We start from the raw sequence: 18,121 nt of genomic DNA, 5'->3' as shown, positions 1-18,121 counted from the left end.
CCAAACCACATGCCCATCACAAAAATAAAATGAGGTGCTACCGTGGAAATGTCCAAGTCCCGCTGGTACAGCCAGCTGTATGTGCAGGTGCTGATCGGTATCGTCATCGGCGCTGCAATTGGTCACTTTGAACCGCAATTCGGAGCCAGGCTTCAACCTTTTGCGGATGGCTTTATCAAACTCATCAAAATGCTGTTGGCGCCGATTATTTTCGGTACTGTCGTGGTGGGTATCGCCAAGATGGGCAGCATCAAGGAGGTCGGGCGGATCGGCGTCAAGGCGCTGCTCTACTTTGAAATCCTTTCAACCATTGCGCTGGTCATCGGCCTTATTGTGGTCAATGTCGTAAAGCCAGGCGCCGGGATGAATATCAACGCTACCACGCTTGATGCCAGCGCTATCGCCAAGTACAGCCAAGCCGCCAGTGAACAGGGCGGCACTATCGATTTCTTTCTCAACATCATCCCGAGCACCTTCATTGGCGCATTCTCCAATGGCGTCATGCTTCAGGTCATTCTGATTTCGGTATTGATGGGCATTGCCCTCGTTCAAATGGGCGAAACCAGCAAACCGCTGATCAATACCATCGACTTGTTTCTGCAAGGGCTGTTCAAGATCGTCGCAATGGTGATGCGCCTGGCTCCCCTTGGTGCCGGCGCCGGGATGGCGTTCACTATAGGCAAGTACGGCATTGGTACCTTGCTGTCACTCGGCCAGTTGCTGGTCGCGCTCTACATCACTACCTTGATTTTTATCGTGGTCGTACTGGGGGCGGTTGCCAGATGGTCGGGCATGCCGCTGATGCAATTTCTGCGTTATTTCAAAGATGAAATTCTCATCACGCTTGGCACCTGCTCAACCGAGGCTGTGCTTCCGCGAATGATGGTGAAACTTGAAAAGCTCGGCTGCAAGAAGTCAGTGGTGGGCATGGTGCTACCCACTGGATATGCCTTCAATGCAGATGGCACCTGCATCTACCTCACCATGGCGGCGATTTTTATCGCACAGGCAACCAATACGCCCCTGACGTTTATGGATCAGATGATTCTGCTGGGTGTCTTCCTGCTGACCTCAAAAGGCTCCGCTGGCGTAGCGGGTGCCGGGTTCATAACCCTTGCGGCAACGCTAACAACCATCCACTCCATTCCGTTGGTAGGCCTTGTCCTGCTTTTGGGCATCGACCGATTCCTCAACGAAGCGCGAGCCGTGACTAACCTGATCGGCAACGGTATCGGCACCCTCGCCATTGCCAAATGGGACAACTCCTTTGACGCCGAAGCCTGCGAGCGTGAGATTGCCGCAATGAAACACGAAAAGACGGCCAGGAAGGCATTGCTGGCGCAGAAATAGCCTGCAAAGAGAGCCGGTCAGCTCGCCTTAGAAACGGATATGACCGGTAGTGCCTTGCAGGTTTCGTTCAACTCGAATGAGAAAAATAAATTACTTGTAAGAACTTGGTGGAGCCAAAAATGATTGAGCGATCACATCATGAACTGCGCGAGGCGTTTGGTGATTTACTCCAGGGAACCATCTGCAAATTTGCTGCTTCCGTGTTCGATCCTATCTCGGTTCGTATGGCATACGACCTTGGCTTTGAGGTTGCCATTCAAGGTGGCTCCGTCGCCTCGCTTCAAGTGCTCGGAGCTCCGGACATTTCTCTGATCACGCTTGATGAATATGTCGAGCAGGTTTCCAGAGTCGGTCGGGCCAGCCAGATCCCAATCATTGGGGATGCTGATCATGGGTTTGGTAACGCACTCAATGTAATGCGAACAGTGACCGAGCTGCAGAAAGCCGGTGTTGCTGCCCTGACGCTGGAAGACACCCACCTACCGGCCAGATACGACGAGCAGTCGCACGTACTTATTGAAATGGAAGAAGCCGCAAGCAAGATTTACGCTGCGCGGTTTGCCCGTTCAGATGATGCCCTCAGCATCATCGCCCGTACGAATGCGGCCGTTACCACTTTGGAAAACTCCATTGCACGCACCACGGCCTATCAAAAGGCTGGGGCTGACGCGATTTGCCTTGTCGGAGTAAAGGACTTCCAACATTTGGAGGCACTCACCTCGCATCTTTGCGTGCCGATCATGCTGATCAATTATGGAAACCCGGCACTGAGCGATGTTGAGAAACTGAGCGCAGCCAATGTGAGGATCGTGGTCAATGGGCATGCTCCATTTTTGGCCGCTATCAAAGCGAGTTACGAGGCGCTGCGCGAACAAAGCGGCACAGAGGGAAGCGAGCTTTCGCTTCCTGATCTGCTTTCTAAATACACACTCTCGGACAATTACTGTGAGTGGGCGAAAACCTATTTGAAGTCAGGACACGACTTCGGCTAAAAAACTTTTGATGCATTGATACAACTGGATTCGACCGCATCCGTTCAACGGAGGGCTGGCGCCAGCTCGGGCCGAAGAAAGACTGAACGTCGTGTCCGGGATTAGTTGACCACTACAAGTGGATTGATTTGAACTGCTGATTCCACTAGGTGCCGAAACAGCTACCACCCAGAGGATATAGCGATGACTGAAGAAAAGAAGAAAGAGCCCGAGCAGGAAACCCCAGCGCACTCCACTGAGCAAGAGCGTGAGCGCTTGAAGGACTTCAACAAAGACGGCATTCCGCCTGGCGCTTGCTGATCTATTCGCCACTTGGCCCGATAGGCAGGACGTTCTAGCTGGATGGCCTCGACGCCAGGTTCATGACCATCTCGTTGCTCCGCTGAAAGCGACCTGCCTGGTCAGCAGCATTTTCGCCTCATAGACCTCCTTGTTCCGGGGGAACCTTGTTGGCCGATATCCAAAGATTTTCGATGCTCAGCAACGGCGGCTGGTTGTCTGAGGGCAATGCTCCCTGTGCCAGTTGGATCGGATCGTCGGCGCTGAACGCGCGCAGGGTCAGGTCGATCCGGGCGTTGCCCTGGACCGTGGCTTTTTCGGCTAGGCGCCAGCGATCGATGGCCTGGCTGAATGTGCTGATGAAGGCGGGCGGGGTGTTCAGCGAAGTGCTCACCGGCAACATCAGCGCGGCCGGCAGCACGGTACGCGCGACGACTCCCTGCCCGGCGATGTCGTAGCTGTAGCGCCCCTCCATGCCCACCTGGACCGTGGTGCCGTTGCTGCCTGAACCCAGGGCGGCAAAAAACACATTCAAGTAATCCTCCAGACTCGCCTTCGCCACTGGCAGGCTGTCCAGGGAAAAGCTGTCCTGGATGATGTGGGGGCTGATGCTGTCGACAAAACGCACGACCGGTGTGGAGAAGCGGAACAACGGGTTGGTGTGCAAGGTGCCGATCTGCGCGGCGGGGAACAGGATGCGGTTGCGCTCCACCGACAGCGAAGCCCACGCGTCCTGATGATCGAACACGTTGAGGGCCGGCAGGCTGGTACAGCGCTCGTTGACCAGCAGCGCTTGCGCATAATCGAGCCATTCTGCCGGCACCACATTCTTGAGGCGATAACGGTAGGCGACCGCCCCGGGGATGTCCGGATCGATGACATTCACCGCCTCGTACTGCGTCGGATCTATTTCCACCCGTGGCGCCGGCAGGCTGACCTCGCCCCATTGCGCCAGGGTGGCGCTGATTCGGCCGGTACCTGGATCGTAGCTGGCCGCCACATCGTTGATGGTCATGTCCAGCAGCAGGGTCTGGGCCGCCTCTTGCCCGTCGACCATCACCCAAGTGAGCACCTGGCTGAAGGCGCAAGTCAGCGCCTGGGGGGGCACAAACGCGGTTTTACTGCGGATCGGACTGGCCCAGGCATGGTAGGCATCGGTGACCTCCTGGACGATGTACACGAAGGCCGCCACTGCATGCTGGGCCGCAGCGATTTGCACTTCGGTCGGCTGGCTGACATTGATCCCGGTGAGGTTTTGCTGCATGGCCACTTCGATGCTCGGGTAAACAGTGACGAACTGGGCCAACGCCGCGACCAGGCTTTTACCGGTGCTGCGCAACGCGCCGTTGGTTGTCGGGGTGTTCAGGGCTATGGCGACGTTGAGGCTGTCCTGGGCGGCACCCCGGACCAGGGAGTCAAAGGCATAAGTCCACTTGCTCAGGTCCGAAGCACTTTGCGCCGGCTGTGCCCAGGCTGTCGCCGTCTGGCGCTGGACCGTCGGTGGTTCAGGCAAGGATCGCAGCAGCACCGGCAGGTTCATGGTCTGCCCTCCGGCCAAGGGGATCAGCAATGGCCCGCTGATCAATGAGATCCAGTTCGACTGGGTGTAGCCGCTGATCCCCGGGACGCTGCGCATGTCGTGTTCCAGGTGACTGACCTGCAACGCCAGTTCCAGTGGTACATAGCTCCTTGCTGCCTCGTTGCGGGAATTGAACACAAACGCAAGGGCGCTTTCGCCAACCGAAGCCTGCAAGCGAATGCGGCCGCTGCCGAAGGCGTAGTTGTCGTTCCCTGTGCCGGGCGTTGACTGACTGGAACCCGAAACGGTCGGCTGGCCGTACAGCGACAACGTTTGGTCGGTCGCGCTGCCTTGCACGCAGAAGCCGACGATAGCGGTGGTGCTGTAGGCCGAGTACAGCTGGTTGAGCAGGGCCTGGCGCAGTTTTTCAGCCGCTGCGGCCCGGGTTGCCCCGTCTTGCGGACCTGCCGATAGCACCGGTTCCAGCGTGGACGCGATATCGTCAGCCAACGCCTGCTTGGCGCTGAGGATTTTGCCGAGATAACCGTCCTTGAGCGGGTCCTTGCTGCCCAGCAGGGTGTCGAGCAGGAACACCGAGGGGGCATAGGTCGGTGACAGGAAGCCGTCGATGGCCTTGAGGGCGGTTTCGAACCAGAGGTTCTGATCGACGCCCGTGAGGTTGAGTGTCGCCAGGTCATCGCCAGGGAACGGCTGGTCCGGCCGGTAGGTGGGGTAGATCTGCACGCTGTCAGAGGTCAGGCTGTTAGCGATCGGCCGGGCTGCGAAGTAGCCTGGGACCGGATCGATGCGGTAGCGAATACCTGCCGCGCCGTCCTGCTCGGCGAAACGGACGGCCCATAGCGTCTGGCTGCGCCCGTCCGGCGTGCTGCCGGGGTCTGCGGTGCCGCTGCCGACCCGTGTCAGCCAGGCGCCGGGGCGCAGGAACAGCGCCTCGAAGGCTGCGGCGAACACGCTATATCCACTGGTGCTGGCGGTCACTGGATCGGGAACCGGCAGCAGCGTACTGGTCACCGCCACGCCGCCGGCCAGGCCGGCGACATCCGGCGCCACCAGGGTCGAGACCCGCCGCAGGCCGAGGGTCAGGCTCAGGGGCAGGATCGAGCCGGGCGCGAGGTTATCGATATCCACCGCCAGGCACAGGCGCACGGTAGCGGGTGGTGCTGCAGCGGCGCCCTGGGTCAATTGCCCGAGGTACAGAATCACCCCGTTGATGTAGTCCAGCAACGGCTGCGACTGGCTGACGTCAAGCTGGCTCAGCGGCTGGGCGAACAGGCTGTTGACCAGTTCCACGCTGACTGCGCGGCCGTTGCACCAGGGCAGGTTCAAGTCCTGGTAGGACTGGTTCAGTTGGTAGTAGATCAGGCTGAACATCTCCAGATCCTTACCGGCCTGGACCTTGATGTCGCCGCCGCCGGCCGGGTCGTAGCTGGAGGTGTCGAGGCTCAGGTGGATAACCAGTTGCACGCCGCCGGCAGCGGCTTCATAGGTGTAGAAGGCGCGGGTGTTGGGCCAGGCCGACAGGGCGATCAGGCGGTCGTTGTAGCGCAACGGCAGCGGAGGATGGTTGAGGCTGCCACTGTAGCCGGGCGGTGGCTGCTGGAAGGGCGTCACGGTGATGTTGCCAAAGATGTCCAGCCAGGAGAGGTTCACCTGGGCGAAGCTGCCCACACCTCGATAGGGGTTGTCGGAGGCGGACGGCAGGCCTGGGTCCACCGGCTGCGGGGCGGCATTGCTGGTAGCGCGGCGGGCCAGGCCAAGGGTTTGCTGATAGAAGTACTGGCTGTCCTCGGCCAGAGCGTTGAGGGCCTCGCGTCGGCTCTGCGGGTTGCGCATGGCTCGACGATGGATTTGCGCCTCAAGTTCATCCGCCCCGATGTCCGGCCGCTGTGGCCCGAAGGGCAGGGCCAGGTCGCTGGCGATGAACCAGGGCGAGCCGTCGATGCCTGCACTCAGCACCGAGTAAAGGTTGTACAGGTAGGCACTGGCATAACCGTCCGGGTCCACGCTCGGGGAATCCACCGGTGGCGGGTTGTCACGCAGGACACTGAAAGCGGCATTGCCTTGGTTGAACACCGCTTGCAAATCGAAGGTCCGGGTATCCAGCGTCAACGCACTGCCGCTGGCCAGCAGCCCGACTACCCGCTCGGCGCCGACCGCCAGTGCATCGAGATCGAGCCCGTAGTAGTCGGCCAGGGACCGCAGGCTGTTGCCCGGTGCAAGGCTGCCGTCAACGACATAGACCAGTGCCGGGATGAACAGCGCCACGGTGCTGGCGGCGCTGACACCGGGGTTGAGGGCCGCGATCTGCGCGGAACTGACCGGTTGCAGTGCCCCCACCGAGTAGTAGCGGGCCAGATTGTCGAGGATTGCCGCGGGCACGCCATTGCCTGCGCTGGAATCGGCCGGTGTCACCAAGTGAATGATGCCGTCTATGGGTACTTGTGCGTTCGTGGTCAGGGTCGCGCCCGGATTGAGTTCGCCAATGCGTCCGGAGCCGATACCGTAGAACGTCGCCAGGCTTTCCAGGCTGTCACTGGCGCGGGTCGGCTGGCTGAGATCGGCGGTGCTGGCCGAGCGCAGGGCCATGTGGCTGCCTTGCTGGATCACCGTATCGGTGGTGACAAAGGCATTGATGAAGTTGCACAGGCGGCCTTGCAGGGCACCCCGTGGATAGGTCATTACCAGGGTCAGGGTCGCCGTGCCACTGTCGTCGAAAATCCCATCGGGCAACCCGCTGGCGGCGATCACGTCGTAATAGCTCAAGTAGTAGCCGCCCGAACGGACGGTAGACAGTTCCCAGAGCAGTTTTACCACTTCCTGGGGAGGATTGAGGATGCCACGCGGCCCCGCGTCGTCGGCTGTGCGCGGGCTCATCAAGTCGGGTGGCGGGTTGGTTTCGGTCGACAGGTTGGTCTGCGTCAGGAACGCGAGGAAGTCGCTCTGTGCCTGACTCAGCAGGTTGCTGGCCTTGGCATTGCCCTGGGGCATCAGCAGGAACTGGCCGCTGATGATTGACGTACCCAGCTCGCTCACCGCGCTCAACAGGCGCTCCAGTAATTGCGCATCGGTAGCCGAAGGGCCGAGCAGTTGGTAGGTATACGCCAGGCTGCTGCCATCGCTGGCAATGACGCCGGGCTGGGCCTGGGGCAGCCGCTTGATGGTGAAGTCAACCCGGGTCGCGTAGCTGTAGGAGGCTATTTCGCGGCGCGTGGTTTCGAGGGTCGCGGGGTCGGTTGAAACTTCCCAGGGGGTGAAGGCCGGCAGGTAGGGCAGTTGCTGCGAGAGATCAGGCAGTTGCGGGGCGAGACAGCCCACCCGCTGGTTGCTCAGCCGGACCAGGCCATCCGGCAGGGACCAGAGTATCGGTTGCACGCTGGGCGCCTCTTCGGTTGAGGCTCGCAGGTTCGGCTGGCAGAGGTCACGCAACTGCTGCAGGTCAGCGGTCGACCACAGGGAGATGCTTTTAACCGCATAGTCTTTCGGGCTGCGGGCAACGATCGGCAGCAGGCTGATGCTCGGTGCCGGCTGGAACTTGCGGTTTTGCGCGTAGGCCAGCACCACGCAAAGGTTGCTGTAGGCCTCGTTCAGGTTCATTGAGCCGCTGCTGCCGCCGGCGATCGTTACGAACGACAAGTCGACACCATGGCTGCTGGCGTCCCGGCTCAGGATGATGGGGAAGTCAGTCCCGGGCATCTGGTCGGTTGGCGTGGGGAACTGCTGGCCGGTCAGTTGATAGAGACCATAGGCGCTCTGGTTGTTTGGGTAGAGAAATTGCGCGCCCAGGCTCAGGCCGCCCATGCCCGCCGGGTTTGACGGCAAGCGCAGGCCATAGGCCAAAAAGCGCGAAAGCATGCCGGCCAATTGGGCCAGTTGATCGGTGCCCACCACCACGGCCCACAGGTCTTGGGTAAAGAGGCTATTGAGGGCTGTCAGGGTGATCTGTTGCGTGGCAAATAGCGGCCCGACACTGACGTTGGCGGACAGCGGATCGCTGAACAGGGCCATGGCACTCACGCCAAAGCGTGCGCCGCTGCTGTTCAGGCTGTCGCCGGCGGCGGTCTGGTACGCCAGGCTCGGCAGCAGCAACGGTTGGCCCGGCAACAGCAGGTCGGCCATGATGTACAGCGCGCTGTCCCGGGCCAGTACGGACAGGTCGATTCCCAGGGCCCTGGCCAGGCTGTTGAACGTTTCTCCGGGGCCCGTGGTGTATTGGTGAATGTCGTTGCCCACCATCAGGCTGATGAGTTGACCGGCGGCAATCACTGTCGAGTTGCCGTTGGCCAGGATCAAACCCGCCGCAGTGGTCGTCCAACGGGCTGGCACGGCGCTGTCGGACCAGGCCCGTGCGACGCTTGCCAGGGTGTCGCTGCTTTGCAGGGTATAGGCGGGCAGAGGGATGTTCAGAGTCAGCCCACCGGTCAAGGCGACTTCAGCATTGGGCCGGACAATATCGTCGAGGGTCAGGCTGTTGCCACGTGCTTCATTGGTCCATTGCAGAATCTGCTCGATGGAGTTGCCGTTGGCCGTGGCATAGGCGTAGTCGTCAAAGGCATTGAGGGCGACCTGCAACAGTTGCCGGCCGATGACCATGAAGGCATCGGTAAAAATCACGGCGGCCATCGATTCGTTGGCATCGTCTGCAGCGCGCAGCGGCGGCGCGCTGCGCTCATCCTTGGCCGTGACAACGGCCGCCAGTTCCTTGAATAACTGCGCGACGTTGCTGCGATAGGTGCTGTTGGTGCCCACGTACTGGAGAAAGTCCAGGGTCGCGCTACCGGCGTTCGCCAGGGGGACGTTCAGGGACAGGCCGTCGAAGACCGGGAACAGCACCGAGCCGGCCTCCAGCACCTGCTTGATCTGCGCCTGGTTGGCAGCGTCGGGCAAGGTGATGCTGACGTCGAAGGACGACAGGAACGTCAACAACTCGCTGATGCCGAACGGCGGGTTGGCCAGGTCGGCAAGGCGTTCGATATCCACCTCCAGCAGGGCCTTGTCCACCAACGTGCCGAGGATGTCGGCCAAGGTGTCCTGCTCGCTTCTGGCCGAGCCCAGGGTGCCGATCAGCCACGGCAGGTAATCGGCGCACAAGCGCTCGAAACTGCTGGAGCCAACCGCCTGCCGTGTCTGTTGAGTCGGGGACGGTGCGTCCATGGTCAACAGGAACACGAAAGCACCTTGCTGGCCGCTGTAGCTGTTCACGCCTTCGTTGCACATCACGGTAAATTGCGGCGTCGCGTACAGGTTCAATGCCGGCTTGGTTGCACTGCGCGGCACCGTCATTGCCTTGGGTGTGACGGCCCGTCGCTGGCCGGCGAGCTGCAGATGCCGAGCCTGGCGAGCCAGCAGCGCGGTCGGCTCGGCCCAGGGAGCCGGGCCGCTGTTGAGGGCATTGATCTCAAAGCGCGCCGAGACGTCGGCATGGAATGAAAAGCTGATGCTGAAACTGAACAATCCCAGGTCGATCTTGACCTTGACGCTGACTTCCACCGTGGCTCGGGCCGCGATAGGAATTGGCATGTAGCTCTCGTACGTCAGCGAGAGCGACAGGGTGATGCGCACGTTGACCGCCGCCGAAATAATCGCGAAGTCGATACTGCCGTAGAGCAGGCCGATGACCCCGACTGTGCCCTGGATCTTGAAGTAGTAGTCGTCCTGCACACTGCCGTTGGCCGTGACCAGCGCGGTGGACGGGCGATAGGCGTGAAAGGCTGCGATAGTGCCCTCCAGGATGCCGAATACCGTCAGCGCGAAGCCGGCCTTGAGCGGCCCTTTGACGAAGTTGTAGCCCAGGCCCAGTTGCAGGCCCAGGCCGAAGACAATCACCGGGTCGAAAGTGCCCTGGGTGGTCTTCGGTACCTGGGTCGCAGTGACCGACGAGAGCTTGCCCAGGTAGAAACCACCGGCACCCAGCACCGGCACGCCGTAGACGATCGCGCTAATCGAGAACGAGCGGCTAAAGTCGAGATTGTAGGGGAAGCCGATGTCGATGAAAAAATCGCCATTGGTATAGATCTTCACTCCGATCTCCGGCAGCACGATCGATACCGCACCGAAGTTCAGGTTGCGGATGCTGTCGGGAAAGGTCCATTCGATCTGGTAGACGCCCACATCGTCGGTGATTTTCTTGTAGAGGATGTCGAGCACCAGATTACCCAGCGCCTTGGCCTTCTCTCCGGCAAGGGCCAGGCGCAGGCCGTAGAGGTTGGGGTCGTTGAATACCAGCATCAGGTCGACGGTCCAGTCCTTGCCGGTCTTGAGCAGCAACAGTTGCCCGGCGATCAGCCAGTCGCTGTTGCGGTTGTAGTACGGCGTGCCCTTGGTACCGCTGTCGCCAGGGTTCAGCGGGTTGCTGGAACCGGTGGTTGAAGGCACCGCTTTCAAGGCGTCGATCACCGCTTTGGTATTAGCGAAGCTGTCGTAGCCACTGATGGCCACGCGTTGGCCAAGTACCAGCAACGGTAGGCTGAAATAGTCCGTACCTTGGCCTGGAACCGAAGGCAGCTTGTCCACAGGCTGGCCTTTCTGGGGATCCAGCAGGTTGCTCCAATCCTGTTGTTCCTCGGGATTGTTGCCTTTGAACACAGAAGATCCGTCGATGCCCAGGGTGATTTTGTCAACGCCGTCGACCTTCTTGCGCTCGAACACCAGGCCGTCGATGCTCATGAAGCCCAGGTCGATCTTGCTCGCCAGGGTGTATTTGGCGGCGATGGTCGGCGTGCTGCCGTTGCTGGTTTCCAGGCTGATGACCAGCGACAGGCCGTCGAGGGAAACCTGGTTGAGCACGTCCCAGGGTGAGTCGAGCGTGAAGTAGGGGTCGCCCAGGGACTGCATGAGTTTCTGGATCAGACGCCCCAGGCTCCAGTTTTTCAGGGTGAAGGTCAGGGTTTTCTTGTCGACCTGATAAATCGCCGTCAAGCCTTCCCAGGACAGGCTCAATTGGGCATTGCTGCCCTGATTGTCGGGCGCAAAGCTATAGCCCAGCAGCACGCTGTCGTTGAGGAAGCTGAAATCCCACAGCGTAGTGGCGCTGCCACTGTACTGCTGTTGGGCGGGTTTGCTGGCGTCGTAGCTCAGGCTCAGGGTGGCCAGGGTGTCGACGCTGAACGCCTGGCCCAGGTTGAAGGTCCAGCGCAGGCTACCGGCGACGGTGTAGCGGTCGATCGGCGTCGCACCGGTGGCAAGAGTGGCGTCCACCTCAAGCGTGTCGACCAGCAGGGTGCCGGGCAGGAAGTCGGGGAATGTGAAGGCGCCACCGAAGCTGAGGAATTGGCTGACCAGCTGTTGCACATCCACCGGTTGCGCCAGCCGTGCGGCGACGGTCCAGGTGGCTGGGGACTCGGTGCCGTCATAGTCGATGCTGGCGTTGGCGAAATACGGCCCGATGCCAACCAGTCCGCCGATGCCTGCCTGGTAAGTGGTGACCGGCGCGGTATTGGCGACACCGCTGGCACTGGTGGGGGTGGTGGCCTTGATATAAAGCTGACCGTCGGTGACCGAGAGTATCGGCAGGCCGTCGAGCGTGAACAGGTTCAGGTCCAGTTCGAAGCCGGCGTTGAAGGCGTAGCTCTTGGCGCCCACGTCAAGGCTCAGGCCTACGTCGGACAGCGAGGCATCGACGAAGCTTTTGGGAATGCAGATCAAACCCAGGGTGAGCGCGGCAATCAGGTCGTTGAGATTGGCGGTACCGTCGAAACGTGCAAGCAACTGGAGGTCGGAATTGAATTGGACGAAGAACAGGCCGTTTTCGCCGGTGGTCTTGCCCTTGAACACCTCGGGCAACAACAGGAACTGGGTCTGGAACAGAAAACTATAGGCACTGCCCTGGGGAAGATAGTTGATGCCCCATACCAACTCGAAATCGGTGACGCCGAACACCAACTGGTTGGTCGGGTCCTGCAAGGGGACCCAAGGGTGCTCGACATTGATCACCGCCGGGTCTGCGCCCAAGGTCACGCTGGCGCTGCTCAGGGCCAGGCTGGGGCTGGTGGTGCCGCTGAGGCTGAGGCTGCGCAGGCCGATCCCGGAGAGGAACTGCTGCAAGACCGGTGGCGTCCCCGTGAAAAAACTGCCTTTGTTGTCCAGCAGGCCGATGACCGTGGCCGGGGTCAACAGGGCGCTGCCGTCGTCGCTGTGACCGAGGTAGAAATTGAACGCGTTGCCATTGTTGATCTGGGCCAGGGCGCGCATCTGGTAGTCGATGGATTGACCGCGCTGATCCGTCAGGCTCAGGTCGAGGCCCAGATACAGGCTGACCTGCTGGTCGTAGAAGGCTTGCGCCGGGTCGTCGCCGTCCTGCAGTTCCGGTGGGCCGATGATCAACCCGAAAACCGGTGCATCGACACTCAGGTACAACAGTTTCAGGCCGCTGTCCGTGCCGAGGAAAGGCGCCTGCAGGGTCGTGGTCGGCATGAAGATATCGATCCCGTCGACCTTGGCGAAATCCATGCTGCCGCTGAAGGGCAGGGCGAGGGTGGGAAAGCCCAGGCCCTGCACCACCGCGACCGCATTGCTGAGCTGGGCGGGCGGCGTCAGGTTGGCGGCAAAACCCTGGCAGGGACCCAGGTTGTCATTGAAGGTGAACACCGCGTTGCTGATCGCTGCCCACTTGAAGGGAATCCCGGTGGCAAAACTCGACAGATCGGACCAAGTCCAACTGGCCGGCGTGGTGACGATCTCCAGGCTCAGGGCCTGCGCGCCGTCGATGCCGCTCAGGCCGAAGGTCAGCACCAGCCCCTGCTGCACGTCCTGTTGCAGAAACCGCGCACTGACGCCCGTGACCTTGAACGTCTGGCTGGTCGGGTTCAGCGGTTGCACGCTTTGCGCGGTCAGGCTGATCGACAACCCGGCGACAGACGATTGGAAGGCCGCGTTGAGGTCGCTGTCCAGGCTGTCGGAAACGCTGACGCCGGCATCCGCCAGGCCTGCGATCAGGTAGTCACGGGTGAGGAGGATCGGGGCGCCGGCATCGCGAGTCAGTGCCGCGGCGAGGTTGCTCAGTGGGTTGTTGGCCATCTGTCTTCTCCTTGAATCAGATCGTCACGAACAGGGCCAGGTGATCGCTGGTGGAGCGGATGTGCCCCATGTTTCGCCAGCCACGAAAACGTTGCCGGTCGCCAGCGGCGAATGCCGGCGCCGGTGATGGCGGCCAGCCGAGCGGAGGCGCCTGGAAATCGCTGGCGATGGCCACCATGCCCACGGGCGCACCGCCAGGCGCGGGGTTGACCACATTCAGCGGCGTGCCGACCACGGTGTTGGCGATGGTGAAGTTCCCGGCCGCGCCGCCACGTACCAGGATGTTGTCGATCGAATACAGGTTGCTGCTGCTCGACGAACCGATGTAGCGGTAACCCGGATAAGGCACGGCGCCCACGTTGGTCGACCAGAAGATCGTCGATTTCTTGCTCTTGAGGTGGGTGGCGAAATAGCCCATGTAGGCATCCAGGGCTGGAGGCGGGGCCGCGGCCGGTGGCTGCAGTTGCAGGGCGTAACCCAGGCCCGTGAGCGGGGCGTAGCGCAGTGGATCATTGCCGGTCTGGCTCAGCAGGTTGACGTTGAAATCACCGGTGATGACCCGGGTCTCCAACGCGCCCAGGGCGGCGCTGATGTCACGCACGTTGGCCAGACCGTTGAGGTAGGCATTGGCCGCCACGTACTGCGGGGGCGAATGGATGGCAAACAGCGTGAGGTTGCGCTGCACCACCACGGGCGGGCCGTCGACGGTTTCACAGAACGTCACCATATAGGGTTCGCGCAGGCCGCCATAGTTGAGGGGCGCGCCGAGGTTATCGACGAAATCGACCCGCGCCGCGCACCGGCTTTCGGACAGGTTGCCGGGGTTCAGGGCGGCAGGGGGAATAGCGCGACCGGCGACGGTAAAACAAGCGTTGGTCTGCAGCGGCGGGTAGTTGCCGGCGGCGGGCGCGGGCAAAACGGTGGGGTTGAAGCTGATGCCATTGGCCGCCGGTGACCAGGCGTTGGGGCCGGTGAACAAGCGTCTGCCGGCCGCCACGCCGGGGCCCGCCGGGATCACCGGTTTGTAGAACACCGCGACACCCTCGGCTCGCCCGGCCTGGCCGACCACCAGAGGCGGCACCAGGTTCCAGTCAAGGCCGGTCAGGTTGCGGATGCGCAACAACAGCTCCACGCAACCTTGCCAGCCGCCGGTTGGCGAAATCAGTGAGCCTGGGCCGTGGCTCGGGCCACTGGCGGTCTCTACCACCACAAAGATGTCCGGGTTGAACGCGGTGATATGGGCCAGGATCAGCGCCAGTCGGTCGGCAGCGTTCAGGTCGGGAATAAACGCCCCGGCGCGGTTCCGCTTGGTGCTCAAGGGGCGGATCTTGTTATAGCCGAAGCTCTCGATGTTCCAGTACAGGACGCGCGTCATGAGGCGGTCTCCGATGGCCCGGTCAGTGCCGGATGCGTGGACGTATCCGGCGCCAGGGCCTGCAGACGTTCGGTGTCGCTGTCCGGATCTTTGACGTAGGCGGCATACCAGCCCAGGCTGCCGGAGGACTGAGGGTCGCCGAACAGGAAAAACTGCAGGGTCGCCCCCGGGGGCAACTTGGCGATGCCGAGGATCTTGATGCCGATATCGGTCAGTTGCAGGTTGAAGAATTTCGCCTGCGGATCGGGCTGCCCCGGAATGGTCTGGTAGAGCAGTTTGATCGGTCCGGTGGAAACCTTGATGATTCCCTGCAGGGAAAACACGCTGGCGGATGGCGCGGCGCCCGGCAGGCTCAAGCCAACGAAGAGCATGGGGTTGGCGTCGGTGCTCTGGCTGTCGGGCGACCAGGCAACCAACAGGTCGGACTCGAAACCAGCGCCCGAGACCAACGCGCCGGGCGATCCCATGGTGACTTTGTAGACAATGCCCGACCAGGCTCCGGACATAGGCTTGAGCGACAGGTTCTCCGGCAGGACCGGGAGAAAACCGTAATCCGCGGGTTTCTTCTGTTCCGGCGCCTGGATGAATTGCTTGAGCTGCAGGGTCAAACCCTTGTAGAGGCTTTTGCCGCGAACCTGGCTGGTGACCGGATCGAATCCCAGGTTGCCGGGATTGAAGCTGAAGCTCACGGCGTTGGGTGTGGCGCTGGGAAAACTCATGCCGATCTGCAGGTTGGTATAAGCCAGGCCCTCGTTGCGCGCACTGCCGTCTTCGCTGCCAAAGGACAACAGGTCGAATGGCCCGGCGGAGGTCTCGAGCAGGGCGAAGTCCAGCTTGCCCCACAACAGGAAACGACTGGCGGTGGTGACGCCGCTGTCCGGGCTGCCCAGGGTGTTGAACTGGATGCGATTGACGGATGCGGCCGGCAGCACGTTGCTGTCCAGGTTGAACAGGTAGCTCTGGCTTTGTTCGAAGACATAGGTGGTGGTGTCGTTTTGTTGCAGGGCGCTGCCGTCGAGGACCATGGCATTTACGGCACTCGGATCTTCGGCGCGTCGTGTGGCCTGGATCGCTGAACCGAACAGGCGGTCCAGGCTCAGTTGGATACGACTGTTGAAGGTCACCAGCCTGGACTGACGAAACAGTGCCTGGAGCTGGAGGACGCTGAAGGCATAACCTTCGGTCGTGGCCAGGGCGATGGGCATGTCGGCGTCCGCGCCGTTGGCCCGGGCCTGTTCATAAGCCGGGTTCTGATAGTCGATCAGTCCGAAGAGGTTGGAAATGCCCTGGATATCCAAGGTGTCGTCCTGATGGCTGATGCGACTGACGCTGGCGCCGAAGTGGTGGGCGAGAAAGCGGCTGTAATCGATGCCGGCGGCGATCCCGGCCAATTGCTCGGGGAGGCTGTCCAAGGGCAGGTCGGCGTTGAGCACCATAAAGCCTTTCCATTCGGGGTCGTTGACCTGGGCGACGAAGTCCGCATAGAGGCTGTCCGGTGTGGCGGCGGCCTTGAGCTCGGCGGCGCTGATGAAGTCCTGCAGCCACTGGGACAAACCGGTGTAGGCCAGGGTCTCAAGCCCCGGCACCAGGTCTGCGGTTTTCGAGAACGTCTCGGGCAGGGTCCAGCGGTTGGGATTGTCGATGCGCTCTTTCAGGCTGCCACTGCAATATTTCATGATCAGCACGTTGCGGTAGCTGGTGGTTTGCACGCCGGCACCGATATTGGCGATGAAGTGCCAGTCGGCGATCTCCAGGTGGTTGCTGAACGTTGCGCCCTGGGTGAAAAAAGGTTGCGGGTTGACGCCGACGAGAAATAACTGATTGGTTTGCAGCGCCTCGTGCAGCGCCTCGGTGGGCTGTTCGAAGGCAAAATCCAGCATGCTCTCGGCAGATTTCGAGCGTGCCAGCAGCACTTTGCGGTAGCCGATACCGTCCGGGTCCAGGTCCACCAGCAAGCCTTGCGGTGTGGTCGCCCGATCGGTTTTTTCGGCCGCGCCAGCCGGGCCCCGTTGCAGGCGTTTGAGCCGTGCAGCCCGCTTGCCCGGCAGGGTGGCGGCGCTGATCAGGCTCTTGCGCGAGGCGGCAAGAATCTCGCTCTCGAACTGGGTCAGGTTGACGCCCGTTGTATTGGGCATGCCGGCATACGGCACCAGAGGGAAGGCGAAGCCGGGGGTTTGCGGGAGCGGTGTGCGTGGCGCGGCGGGGGCCAGCATCACGGTGTCGCCAGCGGCCGCGGCCTGGCCATAAAGCGGGCTGCCGTCGGGCTGTGCGCTGTAGGCCGGGATAGAGGCGCCGGCAATCAGGCTGCTCCAGGAGGTCCGGTAATCGCCGGTCAGCAGGGCGGTGACCGCGCCGCTGGTGGGGGACACCAGGCTGCTGGTCGGGAATGGAAAGATGGGTGCATACGCCGGTTGAGCGGCGAGCAGGCGTATGCGGTCATTTTCGGTGGGGCTGGCCGCGGGATTGTAATTGGAAAAGCTCAGCCATTCGGTACCGAAGATACCGCACAACAGCGATTGCCCGACGGCGGCGGGAAGGGTCGGCACACTCAAGCCATAGTCACCGCTCAGGGTGAGGCTGTAGCTCGCACCATCATCGCAGAACACCAGGCTGGCCGCGTGGGGCAGCGGCCAGCCATTGGCATCGAGGCCATTGAGCGGGACCAGATTGATGGGGTTGCCGGCAGTGCTGCGCCATTGACTGGGCAGCGAAGTGCTGCCGGCAGCGGCGAAGGTTAGGCCGGTTCGGATCAACCCGGCGGCCAGTTGCGTCGCACTGATGTGCTGGTTCAGCCGGTCCAGCGGGTCGAGGACACCGCCCATGTTCAACGTGGCCGGCATGCCGATCGGGTTGAACACCGGGTAGTTGAGCAGGGTGTTGCCGTTCCCGGTGTTGACCACATAGGCAAAGCCGGTCTGGAAATACCGCAGCGCAGCCACGGGGTTGTAGGTCGAAGCATAAACCAGGCTGGCGGCCTGGCTTCCGTCCAGCGGTACATAGGCCAACGGCTGCAGTGGGGGAGTCAGTTGCAGGCCGCTGTCTGCCTGCAGTTTGTCGTTGAAGCCCATGCTGATCCCGGTACTGGACTTCAGGCGCAACGCGTTGAGGTCGGCATCGTATTTGACGAAGGTGCCGAAGTTGATGAAGAAGGTCAGGCGGTCGCCGAGCTTTATGTTGAGGTTGTTCTGCACTTGGCAGGATGTCCCCAGGCTGATGCGCAACCCATAGTCGTTGAAGTTCTTGGGCGCCGGCAGGTTGCTGCCCGGCAACCAGAGTAGCGCCCTGCCGACGAAGTTGCGCTGCTCGACGGCAAACAGAAAGGCATAGAGGGCGGTGACAAACGCCGACGGGTCGCTGCTTAGGCTGACCGGCTCGCTGGGGGCGAACAGGTAATGGCCGGCCTGCTTATCGAACGCATCGGCGGGGCTCAGGCTGGCCGGCAAATTGGCGGGCAGGGTGCCTTGGGGCATCACGTAGCCGCGCCAGCCATAACCACTGTCATCGGGCAGCGCATAGGCCGCGCTGTTGGCAATTTGCTGATAGTCGGACGGGGTGGCGGCGCGGCTGGTCATG

5 protein-coding genes are annotated in these 18,121 nt (G+C 61.7%); 2 read left to right on the top strand and 3 right to left on the bottom strand.

All coding sequences use genetic code 11. The annotated features are described in order from the left end of the window. The first annotated feature begins 42 nt into the window (after window positions 1–42). Window positions 43–1,350 (top strand): C4-dicarboxylate transporter DctA, encoded by a 1,308-nt coding sequence (dctA, locus tag C4J90_RS17060; RefSeq protein ID WP_124363493.1) that lies wholly within the window; start codon window positions 43–45, stop codon window positions 1,348–1,350. 119 nt (window positions 1,351–1,469) lie between these two features. Continuing rightward, window positions 1,470–2,342, top strand: coding sequence for an oxaloacetate decarboxylase (locus tag C4J90_RS17055; RefSeq protein WP_124415111.1), 873 nt, complete (start codon window positions 1,470–1,472; stop codon window positions 2,340–2,342). Between the two features lie 418 nt (window positions 2,343–2,760). Here the strand turns inward: C4J90_RS17055 and C4J90_RS17040 are convergent, their stop codons facing one another. The 3 genes from C4J90_RS17040 to C4J90_RS17030 are packed head-to-tail and all read right to left on the bottom strand — an operon-like array spanning window position 2,761 to window position 18,120. Further along, the gene (locus tag C4J90_RS17040; RefSeq protein ID WP_124420408.1) at window positions 2,761–13,173 is read right to left on the bottom strand and encodes a peptidoglycan-binding protein; all 10,413 of its coding nucleotides are present in this window, start codon (window positions 13,171–13,173) and stop codon (window positions 2,761–2,763) included. Between the two features lie 16 nt (window positions 13,174–13,189). Further along, window positions 13,190–14,548 (bottom strand): hypothetical protein, encoded by a 1,359-nt coding sequence (locus C4J90_RS17035; RefSeq protein ID WP_124420407.1) that lies wholly within the window; start codon window positions 14,546–14,548, stop codon window positions 13,190–13,192. Continuing rightward, window positions 14,545–18,120 carry a hypothetical protein gene (locus tag C4J90_RS17030; protein ID WP_124420406.1) on the bottom strand — a complete coding sequence of 1,192 codons (3,576 nt, stop codon included), beginning with the start codon at window positions 18,118–18,120 and terminating at the stop codon, window positions 14,545–14,547. The genes C4J90_RS17035 and C4J90_RS17030 overlap by 4 nt, the downstream gene beginning before the upstream one ends. Window position 18,121 lies beyond the last annotated feature (1 nt).

Source organism: Pseudomonas sp. R2-60-08W (assembly GCF_003852335.1).
Classification (GTDB): Bacteria; Pseudomonadota; Gammaproteobacteria; order Pseudomonadales; family Pseudomonadaceae; genus Aquipseudomonas.
Note: the sequence above shows the minus strand (reverse complement) of the source record. Positions and strands in the feature narration are given on the sequence as shown.

What these genes read in the sequence shown, in the direction of transcription:
- C4J90_RS17055 (WP_124415111.1), top strand. Translation starts at nt 1,470, where the DNA reads ATGATTGAGCGATCACATCATGAACTGCGCGAGGCGTTTGGTGATTTA.
- C4J90_RS17040 (WP_124420408.1), bottom strand. Translation starts at nt 13,173, where the DNA reads ATGGCCAACAACCCACTGAGCAACCTCGCCGCGGCACTGACTCGCGAT.
- C4J90_RS17035 (WP_124420407.1), bottom strand. Translation starts at nt 14,548, where the DNA reads ATGACGCGCGTCCTGTACTGGAACATCGAGAGCTTCGGCTATAACAAG.
- C4J90_RS17030 (WP_124420406.1), bottom strand. Translation starts at nt 18,120, where the DNA reads ATGACCAGCCGCGCCGCCACCCCGTCCGACTATCAGCAAATTGCCAAC.